General features: G+C 67.5%; 11 protein-coding genes. 6 read left to right on the plus strand and 5 right to left on the minus strand.

Annotated features, from left to right (window positions below):
- Window positions 1-10: 10 nt before the first annotated feature.
- On the minus strand, window positions 11-997 hold the full coding sequence (locus AB4Y43_RS23820; RefSeq protein ID WP_368728928.1) for a zinc-dependent alcohol dehydrogenase family protein: 987 nt from the start codon (window positions 995-997) through the stop codon (window positions 11-13).
- A gap of 327 nt (window positions 998-1,324) precedes the next feature.
- On the opposite strand from AB4Y43_RS23820, the gene AB4Y43_RS23825 reads away from it, so the two are divergent.
- The gene (locus AB4Y43_RS23825) at window positions 1,325-3,760 is read left to right on the plus strand and encodes a phosphoketolase (RefSeq protein WP_069261960.1); all 2,436 of its coding nucleotides are present in this window, start codon (window positions 1,325-1,327) and stop codon (window positions 3,758-3,760) included.
- Window positions 3,761-3,776: 16 nt separating this feature from the next.
- On the opposite strand, the gene AB4Y43_RS23830 is transcribed toward AB4Y43_RS23825, so the two are convergent.
- Window positions 3,777-4,754, minus strand: a complete 978-nt coding sequence (locus tag AB4Y43_RS23830) for an acetyltransferase (protein ID WP_368728929.1) — start codon at window positions 4,752-4,754, stop codon at window positions 3,777-3,779.
- A gap of 205 nt (window positions 4,755-4,959) precedes the next feature.
- Here AB4Y43_RS23830 and AB4Y43_RS23835 point away from each other — a divergent pair, with 205 nt between their 5' ends.
- Window positions 4,960-6,633, plus strand: coding sequence for an AAA family ATPase (locus AB4Y43_RS23835; RefSeq protein WP_368728930.1), 1,674 nt, complete (start codon window positions 4,960-4,962; stop codon window positions 6,631-6,633).
- 49 nt (window positions 6,634-6,682) lie between these two features.
- Here the strand turns inward: AB4Y43_RS23835 and AB4Y43_RS23840 are convergent, their stop codons facing one another.
- A complete protein-coding gene (locus AB4Y43_RS23840; protein WP_083245038.1) occupies window positions 6,683-7,087 on the minus strand; it encodes a transposase in 405 nt (134 codons plus the stop codon).
- 183 nt (window positions 7,088-7,270) lie between these two features.
- Here AB4Y43_RS23840 and AB4Y43_RS23845 point away from each other — a divergent pair, with 183 nt between their 5' ends.
- Both AB4Y43_RS23845 and AB4Y43_RS23850 read left to right on the plus strand, forming a co-directional pair.
- Window positions 7,271-8,098 carry a DUF72 domain-containing protein gene (locus AB4Y43_RS23845; protein WP_368728931.1) on the plus strand — a complete coding sequence of 276 codons (828 nt, stop codon included), beginning with the start codon at window positions 7,271-7,273 and terminating at the stop codon, window positions 8,096-8,098.
- Between the two features lie 177 nt (window positions 8,099-8,275).
- Window positions 8,276-9,562 (plus strand): cation:proton antiporter, encoded by a 1,287-nt coding sequence (locus AB4Y43_RS23850; protein WP_368728932.1) that lies wholly within the window; start codon window positions 8,276-8,278, stop codon window positions 9,560-9,562.
- A gap of 157 nt (window positions 9,563-9,719) precedes the next feature.
- Here the strand turns inward: AB4Y43_RS23850 and AB4Y43_RS23855 are convergent, their stop codons facing one another.
- The gene (locus AB4Y43_RS23855; RefSeq protein WP_368728933.1) at window positions 9,720-11,252 is read right to left on the minus strand and encodes an RNA polymerase factor sigma-54; all 1,533 of its coding nucleotides are present in this window, start codon (window positions 11,250-11,252) and stop codon (window positions 9,720-9,722) included.
- 336 nt (window positions 11,253-11,588) lie between these two features.
- On the opposite strand from AB4Y43_RS23855, the gene AB4Y43_RS23860 reads away from it, so the two are divergent.
- Entirely contained in the window at window positions 11,589-11,936 is a 348-nt protein-coding gene (locus tag AB4Y43_RS23860; protein ID WP_069261966.1) for a BON domain-containing protein, read from the plus strand.
- Window positions 11,937-12,042: 106 nt separating this feature from the next.
- On the opposite strand, the gene AB4Y43_RS23865 is transcribed toward AB4Y43_RS23860, so the two are convergent.
- Window positions 12,043-13,095, minus strand: coding sequence for an aldo/keto reductase (locus AB4Y43_RS23865; RefSeq protein WP_368728934.1), 1,053 nt, complete (start codon window positions 13,093-13,095; stop codon window positions 12,043-12,045).
- 242 nt (window positions 13,096-13,337) lie between these two features.
- On the opposite strand from AB4Y43_RS23865, the gene AB4Y43_RS23870 reads away from it, so the two are divergent.
- A partial coding sequence (locus AB4Y43_RS23870) for a DEAD/DEAH box helicase (RefSeq protein WP_368728935.1) occupies window positions 13,338-17,119 on the plus strand: 3,782 nt, incomplete at its 3' end.

Here is a 17,119-nt window from a genome sequence, read left to right on the forward strand (position 1 = left end):
CCTGACCGGCTCAGCGCATCGTCAACACCGCCGCGCCCGTGAGCCGTCCCTCGCGCAAATCGGCCAGCGCCTCGTTCGCGCGCGCGAGCGGGTACGGCGTGATTTCGATTTCGAGCTTGTGCCGCGCAGCGATCGCCATGAACGTCGCACCGTCCTCGCGCGTGAGATTCGCCACCGAAACGATGCGCCGCTCTTCCCACAGCCATGCGTAAGGAAACGAGGGAATGTCGCTCATGTGGATGCCGCCGCACACGACCGTGCCGCCCTTCGTCAGCGCCCGCAGCGCAGCGGGCACGAGCGCGCCGACCGGTGCGAACAGCAGTGCCGCGTCGAGTTCCTCGGGCGCGCGCTCGTCGCTGCCGCCGGCCCACGTCGCTCCGAGGCGCCGCGCGAACTGCTGCGCCGCGACATCGCCCGGACGCGTGAACGCGTAGACGGTGCGCCCCTGGTGGCGCGCGACCTGCGCGACGATATGCGCCGCCGCGCCGAAGCCGTAGATGCCGATGCGCCGTGCATCGCCCGCCATCGCGAGCGAGCGATAGCCGATGAGTCCCGCGCAGAGGAGCGGCGCGGCCTCGAGGTCGCTGTACTGGCGCGGCAGATGAAAGCAATAGCGGGCGTCGGCGACGGTGCGCGTGGCGTAGCCGCCGTCGATCGTGTAGCCCGTGAAGCCGGGTGCGTCGCAGAGGTTCTCGCGCCCGTCGGCGCAGAAACGGCAATGGCCGCAGGTATGGCCGAGCCACGGCACGCCCACGCGGTCGCCGGGCGCGAAACCCGTCACGCCGGCCCCGAGCGCCGCGACCGTGCCGACGATCTCGTGACCGGGAATGAGCGGTCTTTTCGGGTGAGCGAGATCGCCGTCCACGACGTGCAGGTCGGTGCGGCATACGCCGCACGCACGCACGTCGATCAGCAGTTCGCCCGCGCCCGGTGCCGGGTCGGGTAGATCGGCTTCGCGCAGCCGCGGATTCTCGCCGTCGAACAGCATCGCCCGCATCGCTATCCTCCTCGCCAGAACGCGGCAGACGCGCCGCATCGATCACCATAAAACCATGTTATGCAATCGGACCGCGCGCTGTCGTGCATTGCGCGCTGCGGCGCAGCTACCCCGATGCGACTCGCCGCCACAGGACATCCACGCGTGGCGCGCCGCGCGATCGTGGCACCATACGACGAATCCCACAGGACCACGAGGGCCGCAGCCCGGCCTGGCGCGCGGAGTCCGTCCGCCGTGCGGGCCACCGGCTCGCGCCACGCACGCCGCCGCGCCGCGCACGCAGTCCGCCTCGGTCCGCCTTCCGCCGCCGCGCAACCGGAGCCCCGCATGAACGCCACCGACACCCCTGCCTACCCGCCGCTCTCCGACGACCTGCTGCGCCGCATGGACGCCTGGTGGCGCGCGGCCAACTACCTCTCGGTTGGCCAGATCTATCTGCTCGCCAATCCGCTCTTGCGCGAGCCGCTGCAACTCGCGCACGTGAAGCCGCGCCTGCTCGGCCACTGGGGCACGACGCCGGGCCTGAACTTCCTCTACACGCACCTGAATCGCATCATCAACGCGCGCGATCTCGACGTGCTGTTTCTCGCGGGGCCGGGCCACGGCGGCCCCGCCGTCGTCGCGAACACCTGGCTCGAAGGCACCTACAGCGAGACCTGGCCGAACGTGCCGCTGGATGTCGAAGGCATGGCCGTGCTCTTCAAGCAGTTCAGCTTTCCGGGCGGCATTCCGAGCCATGTCGCGCCGCAAACGCCGGGATCGATCCACGAAGGCGGCGAACTCGGCTACGCGCTCTCGCACGCCTACGGCGCGGTGTTCGACAACCCGGATCTGGTCGTCGCCTGCGTGGTGGGCGACGGCGAAGCCGAAACGGGCCCGCTCGCCACCGCCTGGCACTCGAACAAGTTTCTCAATCCCGCCACCGACGGCGCGGTGCTGCCCATCCTCCATCTGAACGGCTACAAGATCGCGGGACCGACCGTGCTCGCGCGCATAGGCGACGACGAACTCGCCTCGCTGATGAAGGGTTATGGCCACGAGCCGATCTTCGTGGAGGCCGAGGAACCGGACGTGGCGCATCGCTTGATGGCCGCCGCGCTCGACACGGCATTCGACGAAATCGCCCGCATCCAGAAGACTGCGCGCGAACTCGCGGACGAACACGGCAACCTGCCGTCCGGCTATGTGCGCCCGCGCTGGCCGATGATCGTCATGCGCACGCCCAAAGGCTGGACGGGCCCGAAGACCGTGGATGGCCAGAAAACCGAAGGCTCGTGGCGCTCGCACCAGGTGCCGCTCGCCAACATTTCGAAGCCGGGGCACCTCGCGCTGCTGGAAGGCTGGATGCGCAGCTACAAGCCCGAGGAACTGTTCGACGCGCAAGGCCGCCTCGTGCCCGACATCGCCGCGCTCGCGCCGCAAGGCGAAAAGCGCATGAGCGCGAACCCGCGTTCGAACGGCGGCGGCCGCGTGCGCGAACTGCGCGTGCCACCCTTCGAGCACCACGCCGTGGCTGTGCCCGCACCGGGCCAGGTGGACGCCGAAGCCACGCGCGTGATGGGCGCGTTCCTGCGCGAAGTGATGCGCGTGAACGACGCCACGCGCAACTTCCGCATCTTCGGGCCCGACGAAACTGCGTCGAACCGCTGGGGCGATGTATTTGACGTGACGTCGCGCACCTGGCTCGCGGAGGTCACGCCCGACGACGTCCAGCTCGCCACCAACGGCCGCGTGATGGAAATCCTCTCCGAGCACACCTGCCAGGGCTGGCTGGAAGGCTATCTGCTCACGGGCCGCCACGGTTTCATGTCGTGCTACGAGGCGTTCATCCACATCATCGATTCGATGTTCAACCAGCATGCGAAGTGGCTGCAGGTGATCCGCGAGATTCCGTGGCGGCGGCCACTGCCCTCGCTCAACTATCTGCTCACCTCGCACGTGTGGCGCCAGGACCATAACGGATTCAGCCATCAGGACCCGGGCTTCATCGATTATGCGGTGAACAAGAAGGCGGACACGGTGCGCGTGTATCTGCCGCCCGACGCCAATACGCTGCTCGCCGTGACGGACCATGTGCTGCGCACCTGGAACCGTATCAATATCATCGTGGCGGGCAAGCAGCCGCAGGCGCAATGGCTCGACATGGACGCAGCCATTCGCCACTGCGCGGACGGCATTGGCATCTGGCAATGGGCAAGCAACGACGACGACGGCGAGCCCGACGTCGTGATGGCCTGCGCCGGCGACGTGCCGACCATGGAGACGCTAGCCGCCGTGGATCTGCTGCGCACCTGCCTGCCCGACCTGAAGATCCGCGTGGTGAACGTGGTGGACCTGATGACACTCCAACCCGCCGACCGTCACCCGCACGGTCTGCCCGACGCCGATTTCAACGCGCTGTTCACGACCGACAAGCCCGTGATCTTCGCGCACCATAGCTATCCGACGCTGATCCACAAGCTCACGTACCGGCGCGCCAATCACGCGAACATTCACGTGCACGGCTTCATCGAGGAAGGCACGACGACCACGCCATTCGACATGACGGTGCTCAACCGGCTCGACCGCTACCACCTGTGCGAAGCCGTGATCGACCGCGTGGACGGCCTCGCGCAACGCGCGGCGCATCTGCGCCAGACCCTGCATGACAAGCTGGCCGCGCACCGCCGCTACGTGGACGAGTACGGCGACGACATGCCCGAAATCCGCGACTGGCGCTGGCCGGCGGCGCGCGCCGCGCAGGGCTCAGGTGACACGGCTTAGTTGCGCCTTGCGCCGCTCAGGCCGAAGCCGGCTTCGTGCGCCCGAACACGCGCGCGAACGCGGTGACGAAGGCGTCGAGCCGGTTCGATTCGAGACAATCGATGCCCGCCGCGCCGACCCGGCCGTTTCCGCCGGGGAACGCGCGGCAGAGTTCATCCGCGCCGCGCGGTTCCGTGAGCGGCGCGCGCACGCTCACCGCATAGTTGCCGTCCGCGTTCACGCTCAGCACCGCGTGCGCGCGCGAGGGCTCCTCGTTCGCGAGCACGTTGGCGAACACGCCGCGCACGCGGCGCGCCCACGGCTCGTCGGGCAACACGCAAACGCTGCCGTACTGGAGCGCGACGAGCGGCGCGATGGCCTGGGCCAATTCGAGATCGCCGTGACGGCAACGGGCGAGCTGTCCGACGATGGGCTCCGAGGCGATGAAATCGAACGGATCGGCATAAGGCTTCAGCGCCGCGTACAGATCGAGCGGCGCGATCATGAGATCTTCGACGCAGTCGCCGTAAGCGTTGTAGTTGATCGACTCGCCAAGCTCGCGCAGCTGCACGGCCTGCCCGACATCGAGCCCGGCCTGCTGGGCAAGCGCCTGCGCCGTGTCGGGCAGGTTGTCGCCCCAGGCCGCCGCGATCGCCCACGGCCGGTAGCGGCCGGCGAGATGGCGGTCCACGAGCACGCTCGTGCAGACCTGCGCCGTCGTGTCGATATGCGCGACGAGATTCCTGTTCACAGGCAGGTCGCCCGCGTGGTGATGATCGAAATATTCGATCACGACGTCTTTCGCAAGTAGCGCGGTGAGCGCCTTGCGATTCACATCGAACGAAATGTCGAGAACCGTTAGCGAGTCGCCCGGCTTGGCGGGCACGCGCTCGACGAGTGCGATGTCGCGCTTCGCGCCGGTGATGAGCGTCGCCTCGCGCGGCCTTGCGAGCCGCAGTTGATGCAGCGCGCAGATGCCGTCTGCGTCGCCGTTGAATACGTCGAAATGCGCCATGTATCCGGAATTCCGTTGGGTTGAACTAGACAGTATCGCGCAGCCTCCCCCGATTGCACAAAAGGTACAAGACGCCGATGCCCATGCAGACCGTTTCGACCAAGGCATTGACATGCCGCGCAACGGCCTTCCCGAGCTGGCTCGCGCTATGCTGGTTCCGACGCTTGTCGCCCCGTTGCCCTCTTTTCCCACGACAGCCACGCCGATGTCCGACACGCCTATCTCACGCCATGTCCCCAATCGCCAGCGCGTAGCGCGGCGCCACAGCCGCCTCGTGGACGCCGCGCTCTCGCGCGCCTCCACGTATGCGCACCCGGCCGGGCGCATCGTGCGCATCGAAACGCATATTTCCGTGGTGTATCTCGCCGGGCGGTACGCGTACAAGATCATGAAGCCCGTCGATTTCGGCTTCGTCAATTTTGTGCGGCTCGATGCCCGGCTCCGCTGCTGCGAAGCTGAGATTCGTCTGAATGCGCCCTTCGCCGGACCGATTTATCGCGACACAGGCGAGCTATTTCTCGACGGTCGGCGTTGCAGGCTCAGGTCCAGACGCGGCGTGCGCGGCAACGTAAAAGTCATCGACTATGCGGTACGTATGCGCCGCTTCGATCAGCGTCTGCTGTTTTCGAACCTGCTCGCGCACGGTGAACTGGGCACGGACGATATCGATGCAGCCGCAACCAGCCTCGCCGCGAGCCATCGGCATGCGCACCGGGCCGGACGCGGGCCGATGGCGCCCGCAGCGCGCCTCGGCTCGGCAGCACTGCTGCGCGAACAGGTGCTCGCGGCGCTCGCGCCCCTCGAAGCGGATCCGCGCACCGCGCATGCAGTGACACGCGCCGGGTTGCGCGAGACGTGCGAAAGCGAACTCGCACGTCTCGCGCAGCACCTGGACGGCCGCCGCACGAACGGATTCGTGCGCGCCTGCCACGGCGATCTGCATCTCGACAACATCGTGCGGTACGGGCGGCACGCGCTGATGTTCGATTGCATCGAGTTCAGCGACGAACTGCGCTGGATCGACGTGACCTGCGATCTTGCGTTCCTGCTGATGGATCTGCGCGCGCATGGCCGCTCCGCCTATGCCCACCGTCTGCTCAATCGCTACCTCGAAGCGACAGGCGATTTCGCGGGGCTCGCGGCGTTGCGGCTGCATATCGTTTATCGCGCGCTGGTACGGGCATTGGTAGCGACGCTCAAGGCGGGATCGCCCGCGCGGTCCGATGCGCGAGCGCGCGCAGGCGTCGCCTCGCGCTACCTGGCGCTCGCGGCCAGCGAAGCGCGCGCCATGCGCGAGCCCGCGCCCTGGCTTTTGCTCTGCCACGGCTTTTCGGGGTCGGGAAAGTCGGTCGCGAGCCGCGCGCTCGCCGAATTGAGCGGGGCGATCCGTGTGTCGAGCGATCTCGAACGCAAGCGGCTCGAACCCTTCGCCCCGCCCTCGCTCGAGGCGCTGCCGGCAAGCGCCTACACGCATGCCGCGCTCGATGCGCTTTACGAGCGCCTCGTCGCCCATGTGCGCGACGTGCTCAACGCGGGCTACACGGCGCTAGTCGATGCAACGTTTCTCAAGGCAACGCATCGCGCACGTTTTGCGGCGCTCGCGCGTGAGCTGAACCGGCCAATGCTGATCCTGAACTTCCACGCGCCGCAAGCGCGGCTCGCCGAGCGTGTGAACGCACGCGCGCATGGGCCGCGCGACGCTTCCGACGCCGGCGCCGAGGTGCTCGCCGCACAATTGGCGCAAGCGGACCCACTCGATGCGCGCGAACGGGAGCGCACCGTTGATCTCAATACCGACGTGGAAATCGCGGCATTCTCGCGCGAGCCCTGGTGGGCGCCGCTGTTCGCACGCATGCGAGCGGAGGATGGGGGAAATTGATGCTGCGGCGGACTGATGATCCGCCGCAGAAGACCTGCGCGCTGCCCGCTCATCGCTCCACGAAAGGCCGCGAGAGTGGCCAGCGCAGCGAGGACGCCACCGGAAAGCGCGGCTTGCGGCCGGCCGGCGAGCGCCACGGCTGCATGCGTGCGGCCATGGCCGCGCACAGGGCGAGGCCTTCCTCGCCGTGCAGACGCTCCATGGCGTGATGCACGAGACCGGCGTCGAACCACAGCTTGAAGCGGCGATGGCAGGTGCGGAAATCGGGATACTGCTCGGGCAGCTTCGACCAGACCGAGCCGGTGGCCAGTACCCAAAGGATGCCCGCGAAAACGCGACGAGGATTGTGCGCCGGGCGCCCGCGGCGGCGACCTTCAACACGGATTTCGTGAAACATGGGCGCGATGCTGCGCCACTGCACATCGGTAAGTTCCGGAGATATACGGGAAGACATCTGATGGCCCCTGTGAAGTTATCTGACACAACTGGACTAAAGTAGCCTCACAGCGGACAGGAAAATATCGGACTATGCCTAAAAATCGGGATGAACTCGGCGGTTCAGATCGGCACGCTAACCAGCGGCCGCGGCCAGTGCTGCGCTACACTGCGCCATCCCGGCTTCGCTGACGGATTTCCAATGGCGCCTTCATCCACTTCAAAAGCCCGGCACGGCCGGATTCGCGTCGGCGTGGGCGGCTGGATCTATGCCCCGTGGCGTGGCACGTTCTATCCCGACGGCCTTGCGCAGCGCCGCGAGCTGGAATATGCGAGCCGTCATCTCTCGACGCTGGAAATCAACAGCACGTATTACGGCGCGCAGCGCCCCGAAAGCTTCACGCGCTGGCACGATGAAACTCCGGAAGACTTCGTGTTTTCGCTGAAAGCCCCGCGCTTCGCGATGAATCGCCGTGTGCTGGCCGAAGCCGGGGCCACGATCGAGCGCTTCCTGAGCGGCGGCGTGCTGAACCTGCGCGACAAACTCGGGCCGATCAACTGGCAGATCACGCCGGGCAAGCGCTTCGATCCCGAGGACTACGCACGATTTCTCGAACTGCTGCCGGACGAGGCCGAAGGCCGCCCGCTGCGCCACGCGCTCGAAGTGCGTGACGAGAGTTTTTGCACGCCGGAATTCGTCGCACTCGCGCGCAAACACAAGGCGGCGATCGTCATCAGCGGCGATTCGGACTATCCGCTGATCGGCGATACGAGCGCGCCGTTCGTCTATGCCCGCATCATGGGAACCGCGCAGGATCACCCGCAGGGCTATGCTCCCGCCGATCTCGACCTCTGGGCGAAGCGCGCGCTCGCCTGGTCGCGCGGCGAAACACCCGACGACCTCGCCACCTACGCGAAGCCGCTCGCCGCGAAGGCCGGCCGCGACGTGTATCTATACGTCATCAGCGGCTTCAAGGAGCGCAACCCGGCGGCAGCGGTGGCGCTGATCGAGCGCGTCGGTGCGAGCTAGCCGCGCACGGCGAATCTCATCTGACACGTAAAAGACCGTAATGCCGCCGTCATGACCTGGTCAGCAGCGAGTTGATATGGGTCAACATGCAAAGTTGCAACGCAGCGAGATACTGAATCGATGCGTTGCGGGCACTGCCGCTCCCGGCGCCCAACCGCACCACGGAGTGTCCTGCCTTTGCAAACTGCAATCGAATTCACCATCCGCGCCGGTATCCTGCTACTCATCATTGCGCTCTGCCACGCCGCTGCACAGCGTTTTCGTCTCTCCGATTCGTTCGGCCTGACCAGCGCCGGCGTGCTGCTCGGCGCGGGCTACCTCGCCTTGCAACAGTTCGCCCCAGACTTCACCGCTTCGACTGTCGTACCCTTGCTCACGACATCGCTTCCGCCCGAGGCGTATCTCTGGATATTTCTGCCGCCCATCCTCTTCGAAGCGGCGTTGCAGGTCGATACGCGCGGTCTTTTCGCCGATCTCGCGCCCATTCTTCTGCTCGCGATCGGCGCGGTGGTGGCCGCTGCGGCAGGCGTTGGCCTCGCCACGTGGATCAGTAGCGGCGAGAGCCTGATCGTCTGCCTGCTGCTCGGCGCAATCGTCAGCACGACGGATCCTTCCACCGTGATCGCGCTCTTTCGCAATAGCGGCGCGCCCGAACGCCTGATCCGGCTGATTGAGGGCGAAAGCCTGCTCAACGATGCCGCCGCTATCACCATCTCCACGCTCCTCACGAGTGCACTGGTGCTGGCGCCGACCGCTGCGCACAACCACGGCTATCCGCTCGCATCGTTCCTCGTTTCGCTCGTCGGCGGCTGCACGTTTGGGGCGCTCGCGGGAGCGCTTTTCGTGGCGACGTCGAGCGCGCTGCGCCGCCTGCCTTTTTCCGAGTACGCGCTGTCGCTCGCGCTGCCCACGCTGCTCTATCCGACCGCGGAACACGGGCTTCACGTTTCCGGCGTGGCCGCAGTGGTGTGCGCGGGTCTCGCGGCCAGCCAGCTCATGCGGACACGCCCGCGCGCCGCGAGCCAGGGGCTGTTTCGCCAGCTTTGGGCGTACCAGGCTGGCATCGCCTCCGCCGCTGTCTTTCTGCTCGCTTCAGCGCACGTGCCCGGTCTGGTGCACACGCTGCATCTGCGCGACGCCCTCCCGCTCGGGCTGGCGCTGGTGGCCGCCACCCTGAGCCGATTCGGCATCCTCACGATCTTCGTGCCGCTGCTGAGCCGCTTTGGCATCTGCAAGCCGTTGCCGCGCGCGCATCAATGGCTGATCGCATGGGGCGGCGTGCGCGGGCCCGTCACGCTCACGCTCGCGATTTGCGTCGCGCGCAACGACGCGCTTTCGCCCGACACGCGCGCGTTCGCGGCCGCGATGGCCGCTGCCTTCGTCCTGCTGAATCTGCTCTGCAACGGCCTCACGCTAGGACGTGTGGCGCGATGGCTCGGCATTGCGCCACGCACTTCCGGCTGACGCGCGGCGCTTCGCCCTGCGCTGGGTGCGCCACAAATAGCCGATCGCGGCGCGCGTAACGTCACATGCGGTCCACGCGCTACCACACGTGTCGTTACGCCGGTCACGCGCCGCTGACCTCCCCCCGTCTTCCGGCACGCAGAAGAAACCGCATGCCTCAAATCTGCCGGCGCATCTCGGCCGCTGGCAGCTTCATCATCTGCCGATACTTCGTGACCGTGCGGCGCGCCACCTGCACGCCCTGCTTTTCGAGTTCCTGCGTGAGGATGACGTCGGAAAGCGGGTCGCGCGGATCTTCGGCGTCGATCATTTCCTTGATGAGCGCGCGCACCGCAGCCGCCGAGCACGTGCCACCCGTGCGCGTCTCCAGCTCGCGCGGGAAGAAGCGCTTGAACTCGAAGATGCCGCGCGGCGTGGCCATGTACTTGTTGCCCGTGGCGCGCGAGACGGTCGACTCGTGCAGACCTAATTCGTCGGCGACGTCGCGCAGCAGCATAGGCCGCAGCGCGATTTCGCCGTACTGGAAGAACGCCTTCTGACGCGCGACGATGCACTCGCCCACGCGCAGGATCGTCTCGCAGCGCTTGTGCGCGTTGCGGATCAGCCAGCGCGCTTCCTGCAGCTGCTGAGCGAGCGGCGAGCGGCTCGTCTGATCCGAGCGCGCGAACATTTCCGCATAGAGCTTGTGGATGCGCGCCCGCGGCTCGATGGCCGGGTTCACGCTCACCACCCACTTGCCGCGCACCTGGCGCACGATCACGTCAGGAATGACGTAGCCGCCGTCCGCGCGGCCATAGTGGTTGCCCGGTTTCGGATCGAGGCGGCGCACGAGCGCACTCGCGGCCTGCAGCGAGGCGGCGTCGCAGCCGAGCTGGCGCTGCAGCTCCCCGTGCTCGCGGCGCGCGAGGCGTTCGAGATGCTGCGAGACGATCTGCAAGGCCAGTTCGCGATGCGGGGTGTCGTGCGGCATCGCCTCGAGCTGAAGCACGAGGCATTCGGAGAGCGAGCGCGCACCGATGCCGGGGCGATCGAGCGTCTGCACCACCCGCAGCGCCACGCGCAGACGGTCCTCGTCGAGCGCGTCGCCAGCGCCCTCCACATCGGCGAGATCGGCGAGGTCCTGACGCAGGTAGCCGTCGTCGTCGAGTGCCTCGATCACGATCTGCGTTGCGATCCGGTCAAGGTCGTCGAGCGGCGAGAGGCGCAGCGCCTCGTGCAACTGCTCGCGCAGCGTAACCGGCACGCGCACCCAGTCGGAGGCCTCGGAATCGCCATCCTCGCCGCCGCGATAGCTCGACGTGCGCAACGCGCCGGGCGTTGGCATCTCGGCGGTGTAGCCCGAGCCTTCGTCGCCGTAGCTGGCCTCGGCGTACGAGGTCTCGGCGTAGGGGGACGCTTCCTGCGCCATGCCGGCGTCGAGGCCGGACTCGCCGGCGCCTTCGGTCGCCATGGCGGGAACTTCGGCCGCGGGCGCCGCCGCGGAGCCGATGCCCGCTGCGCCGTCGGCCGCTTCGGCAGCCTCGCCGGTCTCCGAGGCGGGCGGGACATATTCGAGGAACGGATTGGTGTCGAGCGCCTCGCGCAGCTCCTGCTGGAATTCGAGCGATGACAGTTGCAGCAGCCTCACCGCCTGCTGAAGACGCGGCGTGAGCGCCAGATGCTGGCGCGCGTGTAACGCGATGGAAGGCATGGCAATCCCGTTTTGTTGAATTGAGTGGTAACACCGCTCATGCAACAGCCATGCCAGTTTTTACAACGCACTGTTTTGAAACGGGATCGGCACTTGCAACGCCTACGACGCGAGCCTTTTTCCGACCCCACCGTGGAGATTTTTACAACGGTGCGGAAAAATTTGTGCGCGCGCCGGTCGGGGAAACCGGGCAGCGTGAATCGGCCGCAATCCCGCATAGTGGGCTGCGCAGACGGCTTCCAGCAGGCTTTCAACGGCGTGCGCAGCGAGCACCGGCGCGGCGAGGCACGCACCTTGCGGAGGGAAGCTGCGACCACAACCAGAAAGGGAGTAGCCATGAAGCGCATCCTGATCCTCAAGACCGCGGCTGGCGCCGCTTGCATGACGTTCGCACTTCTCGCCGGTGCGCAGACCACGACGAACAGCTCCGCGCCCGCGGCCAGTTCGGAGTCCATGGGCCAGCACGTCGACGATGCAACCATCACGACCAAGGTCAAGGCCGAACTGCTCGGCGCGAAGAACGTGAAGTCCGAGCACATCCATGTGAAGACGCGTAAGGGTGTGGTGTCGCTCACCGGCACCGTGCCGAGCGCCGAGGACCGCGATAACGCCAGGCAGGTCGTGGAAGGCGTCTCGGGCGTGACCTCGGTGAAGAACCATCTGAAGGTCTCGGCGGCGAGCTGACGGATCGGCCGGGCAACCGGATCGACCCAGTTTCAGGCCAGACCGCGCCGGCGGCTTCCACCGCCGGCGCTTTTCATTCCAGCTTCGTTCCCGCGTCATTCCCGCGTCATTCCTCTTCCTGCCGCGATTGCCGCAGCTGCGCGCGCCGCTGCTCGCCCTGACGCGCGAGCATCCAGCCCGGATACTCGGCGGGCAGTCCGCTCGCCTCGCCCAGCACGCCTAGCTCCTCGACACTGAGCTTCACTTTCGTGGCCGCGATGTTGTCGTCGAGCTGGTCCACGCGTTTCGCGCCGATGATCACCGATGTCACCACCTTCTGATGCAGCAGCCACGCAAGCGCGATCTGCGCGACCGACACGCCTTTGGCCTGCGCGATAGGCCGCATCGCGTCCACGCAGTCCCATGCGCGCTCGCGGTTCACCGGCGGAAAATCGAAGGTCGTGCGGCGGCTGCCCGCCTCGCCTTGCTGGTCGCGCCCGTACTTGCCGCTCAGGAGCCCGCCCGCGAGCGGACTCCAGACCATCAGTCCGAGCCCCTCGCTTTCCAGCATCGGCACGAGTTCGCGTTCGAGATCGCGCCCTGCGATCGTGTAGTAAGCCTGCAGCGACTCGAAGCGCGCGAGCCCTTCGCGCTGCGCAATGCCGAGCGCCTTCACGATCTGCCAGGCGGCCCAGTTCGAAACGCCGGCGTAGCGCACGTGCCCCTGCTGCACGAGCGTATCGAGCGCGCGCACCGTTTCCTCGATCGGGGTGACGGGGTCGAAGGCGTGAATCTGATACAGGTCGATGTGGTCGAGCTGCAGTCGCTTCAGGCTCGCCTTCACGCCGTCCATGATGTGATAGCGCGTGGCGCCGCGCTCGTTCGGCGACGAGCCCATTTCGCCGAACACCTTGGTCGCGATCACCACCTGCTCGCGCGGGATCTTGAGGTTCTTGAGCGCCTGGCCGGTGATCTGCTCGGAAACGCCTTGCGAGTAGACGTCGGCGGTATCGATGAAATTGACGCCCGCGTCCAGCGCGCGGCCAACGAGCCGTTCGGCGTCGGACTGCTGGAGATCGCCGATCTGGTTCCAGATGCCGGTGCCACCGCCGAAGGTCATCGTGCCGAGGCAGAGTTCCGAAACGAACAGGCCGGTGCGGCCCAGGGGGTTGTAACGCATGGTGTGACTCCGTCGTGGGTTCGAGGGAAAGTCCAACGCGGCGAGGATACTGCGTTCGGGCCGCGCCTGCCGGATGGCCGTCACGGCTTGAAACGCAGCAAGGCGGCCGTACATTCCTGCCTGCACCCTGCAACGCCAGCAGCCGCATCGCCCCGCGCCAGGCAGACGCGCACGAAAGCTGCGAGACTGGCAGACGTGCAATGCCGCCACCTCTGCCGCTTTTCTTGCCGCACACCGCCCGCATGACTACGCCTTCGCCCGTATCCGATCCGCACGCCCCGGCAGCCGCCGCCAGTCAAGACGGCGAGCAAAGCGACGTGCTCGCGCGCTTTCATCCGGCTGTGGCCGGCTGGTTCCGGCGCAGCTTCGACGCGCCCACTGCCGCGCAACGCGCCGCATGGCCGTTAATTGCGAGCCAGCGCGCGACGCTGGTGGCCGCCCCGACCGGCTCGGGCAAGACGCTCACCGCCTTTCTCGCCGCGCTCGACGAACTCGTGCGCGATGGCCTCGCGAACGGTGGCGCACTGCCCGACACGACGCTTGTCGTCTACGTCTCGCCGCTCAAGGCGCTCTCCAACGACATCCGGCTCAATCTGGAACGGCCGCTCGAAGGTATCGGCGAGGAACTCGCGCGGCTTGGCTTGCCCCCGGTCGACATCCGTACCGCGGTACGCACCGGCGATACGCCGCAGCCCGAGCGTGCGGCGCTGCGCAAACGCGCGCCGCACATCCTCGTCACGACGCCCGAATCGCTCTACGTGCTGCTCGGCTCCGAATCGGGCCGCCGCATGCTGGCGAGCACGCGCAGCGTGATCGTCGACGAGATTCACGCGCTCGCGGGCAACAAGCGCGGCTGCCATCTCGCGCTGAGCCTCGAGCGGCTCGATGCGTTGTGCGGCGCGCGTCTGCTGCGCATCGGGCTGTCGGCCACGCAAAAGCCGATCGAAACCGTCGCGCGCTTTCTGGTGGGCATGGGCGACGCGGCGCAAGATCCGAATGCAAACCCGCCCGCGTGCGAGATCGTCGATGTGGGCCATACGCGCAAACGCGATCTTGCGATAGAAATGCCACCCGTGCCGCTCGAAGCCGTGATGGCAAACGACGTGTGGGAGCGCGTGTACGACCGCATGGCCGAACTCGTCGCCATGCACCGCACGACGCTCGTGTTCGTCAACACGCGCCGCATGGCCGAGCGCGTGGCGCGCCATCTCACCGACCGTCTGGGCGCCGAAGCCGTGGCCGCGCACCACGGCAGCCTCGCGCGCGAGCATCGGTTTCTCGCCGAGCAGCGGCTCAAGAGCGGCGATCTGCGCGTGCTTGTGGCGACGGCGTCGCTCGAACTGGGCATCGATATCGGCGACGTCGATCTCGTGTGCCAGATCGGCTCGCCGCGCTCGATCGCGGGCTTCCTGCAGCGCGTCGGGCGCTCGGGCCACCAGGTCGGCGGCGTGCCGAAGGGACGGATCTTCCCCACGTCGCGCGACGACCTGATCGAATGTGCGGCGCTGCTGGATAGCGTGAGGCGCGGCGAACTCGACCGCCTCGCGCTGCCGCAAGCGCCGCTCGATGTGCTCGCGCAGCAGATCGTCGCCGAAGTGGCCTGCGAGGCCTGGGAAGAAGACGCGCTCTATGCGCTCGTGCGGCGCGCCACGCCATGGGCGGCGCTCGAGCGCGCGCAGTTCGACGCCGTGCTGCGCATGCTCGCCGAAGGTTACACGAGCCGCCACGGGCCGCGCGCCGCCTACCTGCATCGCGACGTGGTGAGCCACACACTGCGTGCGCGGCGCGGTGCGCGGCTCGTCGCGCTCACGTCGGGCGGCACGATTCCCGACAACGCCGACTACTCGGTGCTGCTCGAACCGCAGGGCGTGCAGATCGGCACCGTCAACGAGGACTTCGCCGTCGAAAGCCTCGCGGGCGACGTGTTCCAGCTCGGCAACGCGTCGTACCGGATCCTGCGCATCGAGGCGGGCCGCGTGCGCGTGGAAGACGCCCAGGGGCAGCCGCCCAGCATTCCGTTCTGGCTAGGCGAGGCGCCAGGACGCAGCGACGAGCTTTCGTTCGCGATTTCGCGGCTGCGCAAGCAGGTGGAAGTCGCGCTGATCGATGCGAGCGCGAGCGCTGGCGCGACGGACGACGCCGCGTCGCCCGCCGTGGTCGATCGCGCCACGGCGGCGCTCGCCACATCGCTCGAGATCGACGATGCCGCCGCGCGCCAGATCGTCGAATATCTCGCGCGCGCCCGCGCCGCGCTCACGGTGTTGCCCACCCAGGACACGCTCGTCATGGAGCGCTTCTTCGACGAGGCGGGCGGCACGCAGCTCGTGATTCATACCCCGTTCGGCAGCCGCCTGAACCGCGCGTGGGGTCTCGCGCTGCGCAAGCGTTTTTGCCGCCAGTTCAACTTCGAGCTGCAGGCCGCCGCGACCGAGGACGCCATCATCCTCTCGCTCACCGGTGCGCACAGCTTCGCGCTGGACGAGGTATGGCGCTATCTCCATTCGAATTCCGCAGAACATCTGCTCGTGCAGGCGCTGCTCGAGGCGCCGCTGTTCGGCGTGCGCTGGCGCTGGAATGCGACCACGTCGCTCGCGCTGCCGCGTCAGACCAGCGGACGCAAGACGCCGCCGCAGATCCAGCGCATGCGCAGCGAAGACTTGCTCGCGGCCGTGTTTCCCGACCAGGTGGCGTGCGTCGAAAACATCGCAGGCGAGCGTGAAGTGCCGCGCCATCCGCTCGTCGACCAGACGCTCGACGACTGCCTCCATGACGCTATGGATACTGAAGCATGGATCGCGCTGCTGCGGCGCATCGAGGCGGGCGACCTGAAGCTCGTGGTGCGCGAACTGCCCGCGCCCTCTGCGCTCGCGGCCGAAATCCTCACCGCGCGCCCCTATGCGTTCCTCGACGACGCCCCGATCGAAGAGCGGCGTACTCAGGCCGTGCTGTCGCGCCGGTGGAGCGACCCAGAATCCACCGACGATCTCGGCGCGCTCGACCCCGAAGCGATTGCGAGCGTGCGCGAAGAAGCCTGGCCGCAAGTGCGAGACGCCGACGAAATGCACGACGCTCTCACGAGCCTCGGCGTTCTCGCCGAAAGCGAGGCGCAGCAGGCGCCGCAGTGGCTCGCATGGCTCGCCGATCTGGCGGCGGCGGGCCGCGCAACGCGGCTACCGGTCTCGGATCACGACGCGCTGTGGGTGGGCATCGAGCGGCTTGCGTGTGTGCAGGCCATCTATCCCCAGGCGCAGTGCGAGCCGCCGCTCACGCCGCCGCCTGAATACGCGGATACGTGGACCGAGGACGCGGCGCTGGTCGAGATCATTCGCGCCCGACTGTCGGGCTTCGGACCGCTCACGATCGCGCACGTGGCGCGGCCGCTCGCGCTGGAGGCGAGCGTGGCGGCGCTCGCGCTCACGCGCCTCGAAACCGAAGGCACCGTGATGCGCGGACGCTTCACGCCGCAAGCGATGGGCGGCGGCCAGGAGGAATGGTGCGAACGCCATCTGCTCGCGCGTATCCACCGCTACACGGTGCGCAAGCTGCGGCGCGAAATCGAGCCGGTCGAGCGTCACGACTTCATGCGCTTCCTGTTCGAATGGCAACGCGTGGCCCCCGGCTCGCGCGGCTCTGGCCGCGACGCGCTGGCCGCCGTACTCGACCAGCTCGAAGGCTGGGAAGCCTCGGCGCTCGCGTGGGAGGACGATATCCTGCCGGCGCGTATCGACGATTACACGCCCATGCTGCTCGACGAGCTGTGCCGCTCAGGTCGGCTTGCCTGGGCGCGGCTGCCCGCGCGTGCGGCGGCCGCTTCGACGGTACGCAGCACGCCGGTGGTGCTGCTTACGCGCCGTGAGCTGGCGCGCTGGATGGCGCTCGTCGAAACGACCGACACCGCGGGACTATCGGCGCGCGCGCAGCGCGTCTACGAGGCGCTGATACGGCACGGCGCGATGTTCTTCGACGAACTGGCCGCCGATGCGCACCTGCTCGGCGTCGAACTGGAGAACGCGCTCGGCGAACT

It is taken from the genome of Paraburkholderia sp. BR10872 (assembly GCF_040965835.1).
Lineage (GTDB): Bacteria > Pseudomonadota > Gammaproteobacteria > Burkholderiales > Burkholderiaceae > Paraburkholderia > Paraburkholderia nodosa_A.

Bases quoted from the DNA above. Each gene is read 5' to 3' on its own strand.
- AB4Y43_RS23820 (WP_368728928.1), bottom strand. From the start codon at position 997: ATGCGGGCGATGCTGTTCGACGGCGAGAATCCGCGGCTGCGCGAAGCC.
- AB4Y43_RS23825 (WP_069261960.1), top strand. From the start codon at position 1,325: ATGAACGCCACCGACACCCCTGCCTACCCGCCGCTCTCCGACGACCTG.
- AB4Y43_RS23830 (WP_368728929.1), bottom strand. From the start codon at position 4,754: ATGGCGCATTTCGACGTATTCAACGGCGACGCAGACGGCATCTGCGCG.
- AB4Y43_RS23835 (WP_368728930.1), top strand. From the start codon at position 4,960: ATGTCCGACACGCCTATCTCACGCCATGTCCCCAATCGCCAGCGCGTA.
- AB4Y43_RS23840 (WP_083245038.1), bottom strand. From the start codon at position 7,087: ATGTCTTCCCGTATATCTCCGGAACTTACCGATGTGCAGTGGCGCAGC.
- AB4Y43_RS23845 (WP_368728931.1), top strand. From the start codon at position 7,271: ATGGCGCCTTCATCCACTTCAAAAGCCCGGCACGGCCGGATTCGCGTC.
- AB4Y43_RS23855 (WP_368728933.1), bottom strand. From the start codon at position 11,252: ATGCCTTCCATCGCGTTACACGCGCGCCAGCATCTGGCGCTCACGCCG.
- AB4Y43_RS23860 (WP_069261966.1), top strand. From the start codon at position 11,589: ATGAAGCGCATCCTGATCCTCAAGACCGCGGCTGGCGCCGCTTGCATG.
- AB4Y43_RS23865 (WP_368728934.1), bottom strand. From the start codon at position 13,095: ATGCGTTACAACCCCCTGGGCCGCACCGGCCTGTTCGTTTCGGAACTC.